The organism is Terriglobus sp. ADX1 (assembly GCF_036877645.1).
GTDB lineage: Bacteria > Acidobacteriota > Terriglobia > Terriglobales > Acidobacteriaceae > Terriglobus.
The window spans coordinates 1-15,078 of record NZ_JAEDXV010000008.1; the positions used below are offsets into that span (position 1 = coordinate 1).

The 15,078-nt window shown below is 53.9% G+C and carries 8 protein-coding genes and 1 pseudogene; 6 read left to right on the top strand and 3 right to left on the bottom strand.

Features of this window, described 5'->3' with window-relative positions:
* The 3 genes and pseudogenes from JAO32_RS07030 to JAO32_RS07040 all read right to left on the bottom strand — a co-directional run.
* Window positions 1–479: pseudogene (locus JAO32_RS07030) on the bottom strand (tetratricopeptide repeat protein); the annotation flags it as partial.
* Window positions 425–1,429: a multiheme c-type cytochrome gene (locus tag JAO32_RS07035; protein ID WP_334238892.1), complete on the bottom strand. Its 1,005-nt coding sequence runs from the start codon at window positions 1,427–1,429 to the stop codon at window positions 425–427. The gene JAO32_RS07035 and the pseudogene JAO32_RS07030, both read right to left, overlap by 55 nt.
* A gap of 77 nt (window positions 1,430–1,506) precedes the next feature.
* The gene (locus tag JAO32_RS07040) at window positions 1,507–3,309 is read right to left on the bottom strand and encodes a CRTAC1 family protein (protein WP_334238894.1); all 1,803 of its coding nucleotides are present in this window, start codon (window positions 3,307–3,309) and stop codon (window positions 1,507–1,509) included.
* Window positions 3,310–3,483: 174 nt separating this feature from the next.
* Between JAO32_RS07040 and JAO32_RS07045 the strand changes: the two genes are divergently transcribed.
* The 6 genes from JAO32_RS07045 (at window position 3,484) to JAO32_RS07070 (ending at window position 15,048) form a co-directional block, all read left to right on the top strand.
* Complete coding sequence (locus JAO32_RS07045; RefSeq protein WP_334238896.1) at window positions 3,484–4,512, top strand: LacI family DNA-binding transcriptional regulator; 1,029 nt, start codon at window positions 3,484–3,486, stop codon at window positions 4,510–4,512.
* The gene (locus tag JAO32_RS07050; RefSeq protein ID WP_334238898.1) at window positions 4,509–6,080 is read left to right on the top strand and encodes a sodium:solute symporter family transporter; all 1,572 of its coding nucleotides are present in this window, start codon (window positions 4,509–4,511) and stop codon (window positions 6,078–6,080) included. The genes JAO32_RS07045 and JAO32_RS07050 overlap by 4 nt, the downstream gene beginning before the upstream one ends.
* Window positions 6,081–6,300: 220 nt before the next feature.
* Window positions 6,301–8,034, top strand: coding sequence for a glycoside hydrolase family 35 protein (locus tag JAO32_RS07055; protein ID WP_334238899.1), 1,734 nt, complete (start codon window positions 6,301–6,303; stop codon window positions 8,032–8,034).
* Window positions 8,035–8,358: 324 nt separating this feature from the next.
* A complete protein-coding gene (locus tag JAO32_RS07060) occupies window positions 8,359–11,856 on the top strand; it encodes a TonB-dependent receptor (protein WP_334238901.1) in 3,498 nt (1,165 codons plus the stop codon).
* An 86-nt stretch (window positions 11,857–11,942) separates the two neighbouring features.
* Window positions 11,943–13,394: a tetratricopeptide repeat protein gene (locus tag JAO32_RS07065; protein ID WP_334238902.1), complete on the top strand. Its 1,452-nt coding sequence runs from the start codon at window positions 11,943–11,945 to the stop codon at window positions 13,392–13,394.
* Between the two features lie 133 nt (window positions 13,395–13,527).
* Window positions 13,528–15,048, top strand: a complete 1,521-nt coding sequence (locus tag JAO32_RS07070) for a GH35 family beta-galactosidase (protein ID WP_334238903.1) — start codon at window positions 13,528–13,530, stop codon at window positions 15,046–15,048.
* Window positions 15,049–15,078: the final 30 nt, after the last annotated feature.

Below are 15,078 nucleotides of genomic sequence, written 5' to 3' on the forward strand. Positions count from 1 at the left end.
GCTGGCACACGGAATTCATAACGCACAAGCACAGAATGGCCAGCCGAAACCGTGTTGTCGTAAGCCACCGAATGAATCGTCCACACCTTATGGTTGTCGACGAATGTACCACTGGTGTTCACGGGACGATTCGTGAAGCTGTGCGCCGATTCGTCCAGCGATCCATCTGGCTTGAGATAACCGCTGTGATAAATCACCTTGCCGGTGGAGGCGTCTTTAGCTTCAAACTCCATCCATGATTCAAAAAGATCGCGCACCTCAGGAATGAGTGAGTGGCCAATGTTCTTGTTCTGAACAACGACATAAGCTTCCACCACATCATTCGGTTTCACGTTGAAGCTTTGTTCACCTAACGGCGCCACAAGATTCTTGCTACCGTTGATCTTCACGCCGAACAGGTCGACATTGAGAAAGGTGCCGCGCTTTAAGAATGCGATGGTCTTGTCGATCTGCTCATCAAAACCGTAATACGTTGGCACGGCTGTGTTTCCGGCGGCCCAACGATGCGAAAGCTGCCATGCTTGGCTCCTGGCTCGGGAAGAGCAGCATCGAAACGCTCCATGTGGCAGCCCTGACAAGGAAGATAGTTACCTTTGTAAAAGGTAAGTGGATTCTGCTCTGAAAACTTGGAGTTCTGCCACTCGTCGTACGTAGTGAAGGCACGAATCCATTTGTACTCATTCAACGAGTCAGGCAAATTCGCCTTATGGCACGAAGCACAGAACTCCGACTGCTTCATCAGAGGACGCATCACAGCAGCAGCATGAAGATCCGGGTGTGCCAGAATCTCCTTGTACGGCACCTGCCCCGGTATGCGATTGCCTTGTGCGTCTGTCATGACGGAGGGCACATTCATCACATAACTGCCATTGCCCAACGTGGACTGCACCTTGCCAATGGAGTGGCATGTCATGCAGGTAACGCCGTCCTGATCAAAGCGTCGATCCACCATCGAGTTCTTCGTTAGCGCACCGGAAAGTACTGCAATGGGATTGTGACAGCTATCACAATGTCGCGAAAACTGTATACCTTTCGTATTGATCACGATGTTGACGCTGGTGCGATAGAACGGCGTGCGGAAGGAATTGGAGTGCAGCGACTGACGCCATTCGGCAAAGGCTTCTTTGTGGCAGTACCCACAATACTGCGCTGTGGGAAATGCCCCAGGCTGGATAAAGTCGCCGCCTTCCACCTGCGCATTCCCCGGTAGCGAGATATTGTCCGATATCACACCGAAGTCATAGCTACGGCGAATCATGTCAGCCCACTTCTTCCGCTCTGGATTAAGTTCTGCATGAGCAGGAATCGTTGCAGGAGCATAGACCGGTGCGGTGTACTGCTGTGGTGTCGCGGTGTTTTCCTTCGTGTTCTGTTGTCCCGCAAACGTTTTCCCGATAGGCAGTAAAGCGCACACAAGCAGAGCCGGCATCCCGAATCCAAGAAGGAGGCGGCCTGTGGTTTGCGGATGGAGACGAAGTCTCATAGCCATAGCGTTTGTACTTCCGCCTACTTTTTCAAAACAGTATGCCCTGGCGCTGGAGTATCGTACATTCCGGCAATCACTCCGCGCCCCTGTTCAATGGTGTAAAAGCGATCTGTTGAGGGCAACTTGAGTTTTTCAATACTGCCGTCTGTCCAGTGAATCTCCACACCTTCAATACTGTTCGCGCTACCAAGCCCGAAGTGAACGCGTGGGTCATTATTCGATTCGTAACTTCCGCCGCTTAGCACATCGCCACGTTGCCGAAGACCTCCCACCGCCAGATACACCGTCGTTCCCGTGGCATCTTTTGGTGTCTTCCCTACGCCAATAAGTTGTAGCCCGATCCAGTGATTCGTATTCGCGTCAACATTCCGGAGCAGTGACGGCGCTTGATCCAGGTTGTTAATCACCACATCAATCCGACCATCGTTAAATAGATCGCCAAACGCGGCCCCGCGGCCCGGAATAACTTCAGCAAGCCCCGAACCCATAACCGGCGGCATCATAACGAATTTCGTTCCCTGATTCGTGTTGTGGAACAATAGCGGCCTTTGCTTGAAGGAAGTTCCCCAATCTGAATGGTCAGCCTGCGGATACACGTGGCCATTCACCAGAAAGATGTCCTTCCACCCATCGTTATCGAAATCGATAAACCCAGTGGCCCACGTCAGGAATGGATAGGTCGGCGCCGCAATTCCCATCTCTGGTGTGATCTCAGAAAAGTTCAGATCACCTTCGTTGCGAAACAGCGGCTTGTAATCGTCAGAGAAAGTGCCCGTGTACAGGTCCAGCAATCCGTTGTTGCGATAGTCGCCAATCGCCAGTCCCATGTTGGCTTGATCGCGTCCCTGCTGATTCAACGCGAAGCCGGAGATCAAGCTCACATCTTCAAATGTGCCATCACCTTTATTGCGATAAAGGTAGTTTGGCGAAGAGTCATCCGTAACAAGCAAATCCTGTTTGCCGTCGCCGTCCATGTCCACAAAGCTGGAACTGAAACCGTAATTGCCTTTCTTATCTGCGACTCCCGCTTTTTCACTTACGTCGGTAAATGTGCCATCACCGTTGTTATGAAACAGATGATCAGGCTCACCCCGAAGCCCTTTCGGGCCGCACATGGTGTGTGTTCCGCGGAACGAGCAGTTCAGGTATCCCACTTCCGCAGAGCCCGACAGCGGCAGATGGTTCATATCAAAATGAACGTAGCCGGGCACGAAAAGGTCCAGATGTCCGTCGCCATCGTAGTCACCAAAGGTAGCGCCGGTGGACCAATTGCCGAGTGTCACACCGGCCTTCTCTGCAACATCCGTAAAAGTACCGTCATGGTTGTTGTGATACAACCGGTTCTTGCCGTAATTCGAGACGTAAAGATCGGGCCAGCCATCATTGTCGTAATCTCCCACTGCCGCGCCAAAACCCCAGCGATCATTCGCAACACCAGCTTTTGCCGTCACATCCGTGAAGGTGCCGTCATGATTGTTATGGAACAGCGCCGCATGAGGCGCGCGTGCTTTCCCTTTCTCTGCGTCCCAGGTGGAACCGTTTACGAAGTAGAGATCCAGCCAACCATCGCGGTCATAATCGATCATCGCGACACCAGAACCGGTTGTTTCCAGGATCAGAGATTTCTCTGGAGTGCCCATGGTGTGGTGCCAGCTCGTTAGACCTGCGGCCGACGCATCTTCTTTAAAAACAATGGGACCCGACTTAACGAAACCACTTTCGGTAATCGGCTTGTGATCCTCACCATAGACAGGCGCAGCTGGTGGTCCGCTGGACGATCCTCCCTGTGCGTGGCACTTGGCCACAAGCAATGACGACAACATCAGGCAACACAAAAAGCGCAGTCTCAAAGGAAGACACCCGGCCCTGAAATGCCTGCAGATCAGAAATTGCAATAGCGATGTGCAGACGAGCATAGAACCTATCATGGTCCCGATACGCGCCACAACGGGCAAATAGGTTCAGACTTGTCCGGTTATAGTGGATGCGATATGAACATGCGCGAGATCGCACGACGAGCGGGAGTTTCCAGTGCAACGGTTTCACGCGTCATCAATGGCTCCACAATCGTCCGCGAAGACACCGCTCAACGCGTCCGCAAAGTTTTGGAAGAAGTCCAGTTCATCCCCAACCCCAGCGCCACCACGTTGAAGTACGGACGAAGCAAAACCTACGGTCTCATCGTTCCGGATATGCTGAATCCATTCTTCGCGGAGTTCTTCGGAGCCTTTGAGGATCTGCTGGTTGAGATTGACCACGAAGTACTGCTGACCAGCGCACAAACTCCGGAGAAACTGCTGAAGTCCATCCGCCGGATGCTGATGCGGCAGGTGGACGGCGCGGTACTGATGGCTTCGGAGTTCGATACGAAATCGGTCGAACCATTGCTGCGACGTCGCGTTCCCCTAACCACGGTCGATCGCAGAACGGTTTACGCGGGCTGCAGCGATGTTTCCATTGATTATGAACTCGGTTTCGCTGAGGCTGTGCGTCACCTGATTTCGCTTGGACACACCCGAATTGGCTATATCGGCGGTATGAAGGGGCCGCACACGACGGAAGTTCGTGCGAACGCTTTCAAACTGGCGATTCGTGGTGCGGGAGTGACTCTGCATCCCGAATTAATGCGTCACGGCAACTACCGCGTCTCTGGCGGAGAACGCGAGGTGACAACTTTGATGAACAGCACAGAGCCTCCCACCGCAATTCTTACGGCAAATGATTTGACCGCTCTTGGAGCTGTCCAAGGATTGCACCGGCACGGCCTGTCAGCACCACACGATCTCTCCGTCATCGGTCTGGATGACATTCTTCTCAGCGACGTCTGCCAGCCTCCGTTGTCGACCATTCGTACACCACGTCAACGACTTGCAAAGGTCTGCCTTGAAGCACTTGATTTCTCAAAAGCGAATATCGAAAGCCTGGGCATTCAGCTTTCCGTACCAACAGAACTGATCGTGCGCGAGACAACAGCACCACCACGGCGCAAAGAACGGACCAGCAAATCATCGCGCCGGAAATCATGATCAGCGGCGTTTCCCGGTTCGGCCGAGGCGTCTGGTTTCTTCCGGCATATGGTCTCATTACCATGCTGATCGGCTGGAAATCGCGCAGGCGATTTGCCACAGCAGCCGACTACCTGAACGCTTCGCACGCGTTACCGTTGCCGATCGTCATCATCGCGTATCTCGCATCCAATTGCGGCGCACTTGAGATTGTCGGTCTCAGCGCCATGGCTGCACATTACGGCGCGCTTGCGTTTCACTTCTACCTGATTGGCGCTATTCCCGGCATGATTTTTCTTGCGCTGTGGATGATGCCCGTCTATCTGCACAACGGCATTACCAGCGTTCCCGAATACCTGATGGTGCGTTACGGTCCGCGCATGCGACTGTTGAACGCGTGTGTCACCGCATGCATGATGCTTCTGCTGTCCGGCATCAGCCTGTACGCGATGGCGCAAGTGCTCACTGTCACCGTCGGCATAACGTTTGAGTGGGGCATTCTTTGCTGTGCATCCATCGTGATCGTCTATGTCTTCCTCGGCGGCATCCGCGCCACCATCTACAACGAACTCTTTCAGTTCTTTGTGATCGTTGCGGGCCTGCTGCCATTGGCATTGCGCAGCTTCCACTTTCTGCACTTTCATGAGCCATCCGACGTGTCACAGAATTTGCATCTGTGGCATGGCATGCAAGCCTTTGCGCCGCAGGCACGCATGGACGGTTTCGGTGTGGTTGCCGGCCTTGGTTTCGTTCTTGGTTTTGGATATTGGTGCACAGACTTTGTGATGATGCAGCGCGCTTTTGCCGCACGAACTGAGACCGACGCACGGCAGGTTCCACTATGGGCAGGCTTCGGTAAATTGCTCTTTTCCTTGCTGGTCGTTATTCCGGGGCTTGCAGCGGCGCATGTTCTGCCACAGACTGTAGAGCAATACGACCGCACCCTGCCTCGCATGATGACGGCTTTGTATTCACCGTGGTTACAGGGCTTGGGCTTGACTGCGCTTGCAGCAAGTCTCATGTCTAGCCTGGCCTCGAATGTCTCCGCTTTCGCTGCACTCTGGACGGAAGACATTTATCGCACCACCCTCTGCAGGAACCGCGATGATCGCCACTATCTTCGCATGGGACACTTCGCAGTACTGGCCGCGATGCTGTTGAGTTTGTCTGCGTCCTACCTGAATTTTCTATTCCGCGATCTCATGGAACATATCCAGTTGATCTTCTCTGTGTTCGCGGCACCGTTTTGGGCAGTGTTTCTACTGGGAATGTTGACTCGCAGAACAAGTGAATGCGGAGCCATCTTTGGCTTTCTTCTGGGCTCCAGCTTTTCGTTTGCGCACTCGGTAGCCGTATCGCGTCAATGGCTGCACTACGGAAGCACCATGAACGCCAATTTCCATTCTGCAATGTACGCCTTCACCATCGCTGCAATTGCAGCGTGGCTTCTGAGTCCACGAGAACACGTCGCTGCGGCAGGTCGTCTGCAATGGAGCATCGTCACTGTCTCCCGCACAAATGTTTACTTGACCTTGCTTGCAGTACTGCTGCTCATCGCATGTGTCTGGTTCAACGTCTGGTGGTTTTAACGATCTGAGTTCACCGATACACGCATTCATGATTGGTCTGACCGCCAATCATGAATGCGTATACAATTCTCAAAATTGCGGTGTTCCCATGGCCCTGTCAGTTCTTCGCGCGTCTGCCTTCGTCGTTTCTGTGTTTGCTTTCTTTCCTGCAGCTTCGCGCCACGCCCCAGCGCAGCATATGTCCGTCCATACCTTCTCTGTCTCCGGACGGAATTTTTTAATGGATGACAAGCCTTACCAAATCATCTCCGGCGAGATGCATTATCCGCGCATTCCACGGGAATACTGGCGTGATCGACTACAGAAAGCAAAGGCCATGGGACTGAACACCATCACCACGTATGCCTTCTGGAACCTGCATGAACCACGCCCTGGAGTCTACGACTTCAAGGGACAGAATGACCTTGCAGCATTCATGCGCGACGCACAGGCTGAAGGTCTGAATGTGATCCTGCGGCCTGGGCCGTACGTCTGTGCCGAATGGGAGCTTGGCGGCTATCCTTCCTGGCTGCTGAAAGATCGCACTCTTACCTTGCGCTCCACCAATCCTGCATATCATGCGGCTGTACAGCGCTGGTTCCGGAGGCTGGCCGCAGAGGTGAAACCGTTGCTGTTGAAGAACGGTGGCCCCATCATCGCCGTTCAAGTCGAGAACGAATATGGAGCCTTTGGCGACGACCTGAACTATCTGCATCAGGTGAAGGATGACATGGTACATGCAGGTCTTGGTGACGGCCTGCTCTTCACATCAAACCAAGCCTCAGACTTGGCGAAAGGCTCACTTCCGAATCTTCCGGCTGCCGTCAACTTCGGCTCAGGCAATGCAGAGTCTTCAACAGCCATGCTGGAGAAGTTTCGTCCCAATGGCCCGCGTATGGTGGGCGAATACTGGGCCGGATGGTTCGACAAATGGGGCGAAGAACATCACGAAACAGACGGCCGCAAGGAGGCGCAGGAATTCCAGTGGATGTTGGAGCACGGTTACTCCGTCTCCATGTACATGTTTCACGGAGGCAGTAGTTTTGGATGGATGAATGGTGCCGACTCGCACACCGGCAAGGACTATCATCCAGACACGAGCAGCTACGACTACGACGCTCCACTGGATGAATCCGGTTCACCGCGCTACAAGTACGCGTTGCTGCAGCAAGCCATTGCGACTGCAACGCATACCAAGCCGATGCCTGTACCGAAAGCCTCAGAACGTCGCGTCTTCCCCATTGCAACGATAAAGGAATCGGCATCACTCTGGGCAAATCTACCCAAGCCCGTACATGCTGAAACACCGTTGACTTTCGAAGATTTGGATCAAAACTTCGGCTATGTGCTCTATCGCTCCAAGCTACCTGCACATGCTGGAAACACGCTTATCATTAACGGCCTGCACGACTACGCAATGGTGTACGTGAATCGAAAACAGATCGGTACACTCGATCGCCGGCTGGATCAATCCACACTGACACTGCCTTCCGGCCTTCGTGATGACTCGGTGCTCGACATCTTGGTAGAGAACACTGGTCGCATCAACTACTCCCACGCCATCCTGACGGAACGAACCGGAATCACGGGAACGGTGCTGCTGGGTAGCACGGAAGTAAAGGGATGGGAGATGTTTTCACTCCCCATGCAGGACCTCTCACATTTACAGTTCCGTTCCAGTGCCTGCACTGGCCCCTGTTTCTTCCGCACGTCAATGTCCGTCAACAACGCTGCAGACACATTCCTCGACACACGCGGACTTCACAAAGGACAGCTTTGGCTCGGGACGCACAACCTGGGGCATTTCTGGTCGATTGGCCCGCAATTTACGCTGTACACGCCGGGCCCGTGGCTCCATTCTGGCGCAAACCGCATCACATGGTTCGACCTTGAGGGCGACAGCAAAAACGAGACGCTGACCTCAGTACACGACCCTGTCTACGGTACCGTAACGCACAACCGCGAATCACAATAACTCACGCATCACTGCAAGACCGCCGCGGCACTCCCTATTCGGGCGTGCCGCGCTTTCGTAGCTGGCAAAGCTGCTAACGGGAGCGCAGTGAGGGATATCCAGCCTTTGAGACGACTCAAAATAATCTGCTTGACACTCTATCTTTTGACTGGGTAGTTTCTCTGGCCACGTAGATGTATACGGATTCAGCGGCTCTGAATCACTCTCTTGTATACGAATTCAGAGGCTCTGCATCACTTCTTGTTCCTCTTAACGTTTTGAGGTCAATTTCGCATGAAAGCAAGCAGGGATTACACAGAAACACATTGCAGAAGCAGGCAATGGATGTGGGTCGTTCTTTTGGCATCACTCCTCCTCACGCTTCCCACCCTCCATGCCCAGGTAGATCAGGGCACAATCACCGGAACCGTAACTGACCCATCGGGCGCCGTGGTTCCCAATGCCGCAGTCACGATTACGAACGTGGATACGGGCTTCACCGAATCCGATAAGACCGACGCGGGAGGTATTTATACCTTTTCGCCTCTGAAGATCGGGCGCTACAGCGTGAAGGTGGCTGCCCCCGGCTTCATTACGAAGCAGCAGGACAACATACAGCTGCACGTAGGTGAACGTACCGGCGTGAACATTGGACTTGCCATCGGTTCCGAGGAAACAGTCCAGGTAACCACAGAACCTCCTCTCCTGCAGACCGAAGACGGCTCAACGGGACAGGTAGTGGATGCGCAGACGATCGTGGACACGCCATTGAATGGCCGCAACTACGTCTTCATCGCGCAGCTTGCCGCTGGCATTGCACCGGGCAATGGTTCGCGCGGTTCCGGCAAGGGCGACTTCTCCGCCAACGGCATGCGCTCTGAACAAAACAACTTCCTGCTTGACGGCGTCGATAACAACGTTAACGTGGTGGACTTCTTCAACGGTGCTTCTTACAGCGTGAAGCCGCCACCGGAAGCACTGGCAGAGTTCAAGGTACAAACCGGCTCCTACAGCGCGGAGTACGGCCACTCCGCAGGTGCAGTTGTTAACGTTTCAGTGAAGTCCGGCACCAATCGCATTCATGGTTCGGCATGGGAATACATCCGTAACGACGCGTTTGATATCCACGAGTGGGCGTCGTTCGGCAACCGCGTTGTTCCCAAGTATCGCCAGAACCAGTTCGGCGGAACGATCGGCTTCCCCATCATCAAGGACAAGCTCTTCCTCTTTGGCGATGCAGAAGCAAACCGCATCATCTTTGGCGAGAGCGGAAATTACACCGTTCCCACCGCGCTGATGCGGCAGGGTGATTTCTCTGAACTGCTCAATACAAACCTGACCGGTGCAACGCCTGTACAGCTTGTACAGCCCAACTCTGGCAACATTGCAACTCCGCTTTCATGCAATGGCAGGCTCAACGTACTTTGCCCGGGTCAGATCAACCAGACCGCTCTGAACATCCTCAAGATGTATCCTGCTCCCAACCAGAGCGTGAACGGCCTGATTACCAACAACTACTTCAGCAACCGGAATGCCGTAGATAACACCACGCAATTCGACATCCGTATGGATTACAACGCCTCTCAGAAGGACCAGGCGTTTGTTCGCACAAGCTACTCCAACACACCCGGTACACGTACTCCCGTGTTCGGCAACATACTTGATGGCGGCGGCTTCGGCGACACAGGTACAATCATCAACCTGTCCGAAGCGCTGGCAGCAAGTGAAACGCATATATTTAATCCGAACTTCGTAAATGAAATCCGGTTCGGTTATAACTACGGAAATTTCGGCTTCAATCCCCCGAACACCTTTACGAGCGGCGTTGCAGCCGGCATCGGCCTGGGCGGCATTCCTGGAGGTGCAGGCAACGGTGGCCTGCCAAACGTCGCTGTCACTGGCATCTCAAATTTCGGTTCCCCAACTTGGGCAGCCACAAATGAGTACCAGAACGTCTATCAGATCCTGGACAACGTAACAAAGATCGTTCGAAACCACAGTATGCGTATGGGTGTTAACTTTCAGCGCATCCGCTTCTCTACTCTGCAGCCGATTGAACCTCGCGGCGCTTACAACTTCACCGGCAAATTTACAGCAGCACAAGGCTCACCTACTGTAGGCGGCACTGCATACAGTGGCTCAGGAGTTGCCGACTTCCTCACCGACAACATGGACACAGCGTATGTCACCAATGTTGCCACGACGGACGATGTTCGCTGGATTCGTGCTTTCTACTTCCAGGATGACTGGAAGGTCACGCCAAACTTCACGCTCAACCTGGGACTGCGCTATGAGTATGCGCAACCTTATCTGGAACGCCATGATCACCAGGCAGCCTTCATTGCGAACAGTATTGGAGCCAGTTCTGGTACCGGCACCTATCTCTTACCTAGTTCGCAAGCCGGAACGTACTTAGCGCCCAGCTTCACGAATACGCTGGCTGCCAACCGCATCAGCATTCAATACACCGGCAACCGCTTCCTGGTGCAACCGCAAAAGACGAACTTCGCGCCACGTGTCGGCTTTGCCTACAAGGTTACAGATCGACTCGTGATGCGCTCAGGTTACGGCATCTTCTTTGGTGGCCTTGAAAGCGCGGGATACTACCCAAATCTTGGTCTCAATTATCCATTCGAGTTTGAGTCCGGATACAACTCCACCACCCTTCACGGAGCTTGTACCACGACGAATTGCCAGAACAACGGCATTACGTTGGAGAGAGGCTTCACGGATGCGATCAATGCGGGGCTGCAGAACTCCGTATCGAATCCGACTCTTCGCGGTTCGGATGCACAGGTGAAGACGCCGTACAGTCAGCAGTTCAACCTTGCATTCGAGTACTCAGTGTCACGCACGCTTGCTGCAAGCGTGTCCTATGTAGGATCGAACTCACGTCACTTGATCGTCTTCCCCGACAAGAATGGTCCCGTAGTTCTTCTCGCACCGGGAGTCGACGTAACTCCCTATCGTCCGTTCCCGACGATTGGTGGCACGTCATACAGTTCGTATGCTGGCTCCTCAAACTACAACTCAATCCAGGCAAAACTGGATAAGCGCATGAGCAATGGTCTTAGTTTCCTGGCGAGCTACACCTATGCACACGCACTCGATGACTCACCCACACCGCTAGGCAGCACCGGCGATGCGGGTTATCGCAACCCGAACCTGATCGGAATCGGCTCGGATTACAGCAACTCTCCGATTGATGTTCGTCAACGTTTCACCATCAATGGTTCCTATGCCATTCCGTATGGAGTGGGACGTCAGTACGGCAACCATCCCGGCTTTATGAACCTTGTGTTCGGAGGTTGGACCAACAGCCTGACGTTCATCGCACAGACGGGAAATCCCTTCAGCATGAATAGCAGTGTTACCACGCAAGCCGGTGCAACGACGCATCCGTACCTTATCAGCGATCCGTTTAAGGGAGGCGGATCACCGGACGCAAGCCGTACTGATCTGGCAGGGTTCACCTGCCCCACACAGACGCGGACTCCAAAACACTGGTACAACCCCTGCGCCTTCGTCAACCCTCCGGCCGTTCCTGCGGGCTCGCAAATCGGTGGACTTGCCGCCCTACGCTACCTCGGATCACCGCGTAACTCGGTGTACGGTCCGGGCTACCAGCGCATCAATGGCTCGCTATTCAAGAACTTCACCATCTGGCGTGAAACTTCTCTGCAACTGCGCGCCGACTACTTCAACCTGTTCAACACGCCCGCCTACGGTAATCCCGATGCAAATATTGGAACCGGCGGTGGACAGATTACCTCAGCCCGCAGTCTGGGACAGTTCTATCCTGACTCGCGATTCTGGCAGTTCGCCGCGAAGGTCAACTTCTAAGCGTCTGCTCTACTTACACTGGAATGCAGCCGGGAGACCGGCTGCATTTCCTGCTTAGGAAATAACTCTTCTTGCTCGGAAGGTTCGTGCGTCGCATCCTACTCATCACTTCGATTGCACTCACGCTCACTGGCGTGCAGACTGCTGCGCAGAGTTCCTCTACAAAGAGCAACGTTACTCATCCCGGCGCAACATCATGCGCGGCCAAGGCCATGACGCTGGAAGATGCAGCGAAGGAACGCAAAGCGCTTGCAAGTCTTGATGCCAACGACGTTGCATCTGCGCAGCTGGATCTTATTGCCCTTGCAAAGAAATACCCATGTCGATTCGAGCTTCAAGCGGCCGCAGGCATGGCGCTTGCTGAAGTCGACAACATCAACGATGCCCTTCCGTATCTTCGCCACGCCCACGCACTTCGTCCAACGGATGACGCAATTGCGTTCAATCTCGCACTGGCGGAAGTGAAAACTGGTAATGCAGATGCTGCAATGCCACTGCTTCAAAAGGTCGCATTGCAAAGCCCCAATCGAGCCGATGTGCAGTTAGCCCTGGCTGCGGCATTCATGCTGAGCAAACGCCCTGCGGATGCAGCCGCAGCCTTCCACAAAGCGAGTACGAATCTCACGGCCGCTGGACAAGCTATGCCGCTGGAACTGCGAATGGACTGGGCATTGGCACTCTTGCAAAGCCATCACGCATCTGAGGCGCGCGATGTACTGCGTTCAGCAGATGGCCTGCAACAGTCTGCTACAGCCTTGGCACTGCTTGGCGAAGCAGCCGAAGCAGTCGGCGATTACGAAGAAGCTGCGCGCTCTTTTGAAAGCGCTGCTCGGCTTGATCCGTCTGAACAGATGATCGTCGCCTACGGAAATGAGCTGTTGCAGCATCGCACCTTTGGTCCGGCAATCGAAGTCCTGAAGTACGGCACAGAAAAATACCCCGAGAGCCAACGAATGCATCTGGCACTGGGCGCTGCCTATTTCAACAATGCGATGTATTCTTTGGCCGCCCCAGAGTTCTACACCATGCTGATGCGCTCGCCCAACGATACATTAGCCGCGGACATGCTGGGCCGCAGCTGTGCCGATACAACGGCAGCGTCATTACATGAGTGCACCGCACTGGAAGGATTCGCAAAAGAGCATCCTGAAAACGCTGTCGCCGCAACCTATGCAGCCACAGCCATTCTTCAACGTCCAACAGAAATACGCGACACACAGACAGCGGAGCGTTTACTGCAAAGTGCGCTACATGCTGATCCCAAGCTTGCAGACGCCTGGTATCAAATGGGTGTCCTGCAGCAATCGCGCAATCTGTGGAACGAGAGCGCAACATCACTGGAACATGCCATCACACTACAACCGGATTTTGCCGACGCACACTATCGCCTATCGCGTGCGTATAGCCGCATGGGACGCCGTGACGAAGCAGTGGCACAGGTACAGCTTGAGATGAAGTATCGCCAGGAAAACAAGGACGCAAACAGCCTGAGGATGCAGAAGATTGTCCGCATTCTCACCGTGGATAAACAACCATAGCCGCCGATGGAAAGGATAGTTCTCGATGATTCAGTTCTCTGCCGTGCAACGCTTGACTCTGCGGTTCATAATCGCGGCTACATGTTGCACCATTAACTCGGCGGGCCATGCTCAAACATCGCAGTCGCCGCATATGATGGAGCGCAACGGGCATCATGCACTGTTTGTCGACGGAGCTCCATACCTTGTATTGGGAGCCCAAATTAACAACTCCAGCACATGGAATTCGACGCTACCTAAAGTGTGGCCCGCTCTGCAACGCATGCATGCCAACACCATCGAAGCACCTATCTATTGGGAACAGCTTGAACCACATCCCGGACAGTTCGATTTCTCTTCGGTCGATCAGCTTGTGAAAGGCAGCCGCGAGCACAATCTTCGTCTTGTCGTGCTTTGGTTTGGAACATGGAAGAACGGCAACATGCACTATGTGCCGGAATGGATTAAGACGAATCCGCAGAAGTATCCGCGCGTGCTAAACCGCAATGGCGATCTCATCGACGTGCTTTCCGCGCAGTCTCAGACAAATCTTGATGCCGACAAGAATGCCTTCGAAGCTCTGATGGGCCATCTTGCGGAGATCGATGCGCGCGATCACACTGTCATTCTTGTACAGGTGGAGAATGAGTCTGGCATCATCGGATCTCCACGCGATTTTTCTGCTGCATCCAATCACGCGTTTGCCGGTGCTGTACCAGCAGACCTTACGCGTGCTCTGCATACGAAGTCCGGCAGTTGGAGCGAAGTCTTTGGCGGAGAAGCTGATGAAACTTTCCAGGCCTATCACCAGGCAAAGTACATCAACGAAATCGCAGCGGCAGGCAAAGCAAAGTTCAATATTCCCATGTATTGCAATGTGTGGCTCTCGTATCCCATAGCAGAGCTTCCAGAACGGCAGGTGCGCAATCCGGGTATTCAATATCCATCCGGCGGTCCAACGCAGTGGATGCTTCCATTGTGGAAGGCTCTCGCGCCATCCATTGATGCGATTGGTCCAGATATCTACTCTTCTGATCCGGCGTTCTACAGCAAGGTGTTGGAGACGTACGCAAGACCGGACAACGCTCTGTGGGTTCCAGAGACTGGTAACGGAGACGATTATGCACCATACTTCTTCCTGGCGCTTGGCCACGGCGCCATAGGCTTCTCACCCTTTGGCGTGGACGACACAGGATGGACATTCAAAGAAGGTGAAGGTCCAGTAGCACACACGCGGAATTATGCGCTACTGAATCCTATGGCACGCGAGATTGCTCTACTGAACTTCCAGGGTGCCTTGAAAACTGCGATCGAACTGCCGGGGCAGCCGGAGAAGGAACTCGACTTCGGCAAATGGAAAGCCTCCGTTCGCTTTGGCTTTCCGCAACACGACGGACAGCGTGTTCCCGGTACGGCAAATCATGAAGGACGCGCGCTTGTGACACAGATTGGACCTGACGAATTCCTCGTAACAGGGATCGAGAGCAGCGTCGCCTTTCACACAGAAGGTAAGTTACCCGGCATCCGAATGCAGATTCTTTCCGCGGAAGAAGGTAGCTACGAAAATGGCACATGGAAACCCATGCGCTTGTGGAACGGCGACCAAACGGACCGCGGTTTGAACTTCCATCGCGGTGCTGACGCAGTTGTAAAGATACGGCTCGGAACCTTTTAGGTTGCAGGTACTTCGTGCAAAGTATGAGCT

Excerpts from the sequence above, each read along its gene's own strand:
- JAO32_RS07035 (WP_334238892.1), bottom strand. The coding sequence starts at position 1,429 with ATGCCGGCTCTGCTTGTGTGCGCTTTACTGCCTATCGGGAAAACGTTT.
- JAO32_RS07040 (WP_334238894.1), bottom strand. The coding sequence starts at position 3,309 with ATGTTGTCGTCATTGCTTGTGGCCAAGTGCCACGCACAGGGAGGATCG.
- JAO32_RS07045 (WP_334238896.1), top strand. The coding sequence starts at position 3,484 with ATGCGCGAGATCGCACGACGAGCGGGAGTTTCCAGTGCAACGGTTTCA.
- JAO32_RS07050 (WP_334238898.1), top strand. The coding sequence starts at position 4,509 with ATGATCAGCGGCGTTTCCCGGTTCGGCCGAGGCGTCTGGTTTCTTCCG.
- JAO32_RS07055 (WP_334238899.1), top strand. The coding sequence starts at position 6,301 with ATGGATGACAAGCCTTACCAAATCATCTCCGGCGAGATGCATTATCCG.
- JAO32_RS07060 (WP_334238901.1), top strand. The coding sequence starts at position 8,359 with ATGTGGGTCGTTCTTTTGGCATCACTCCTCCTCACGCTTCCCACCCTC.
- JAO32_RS07070 (WP_334238903.1), top strand. The coding sequence starts at position 13,528 with ATGATGGAGCGCAACGGGCATCATGCACTGTTTGTCGACGGAGCTCCA.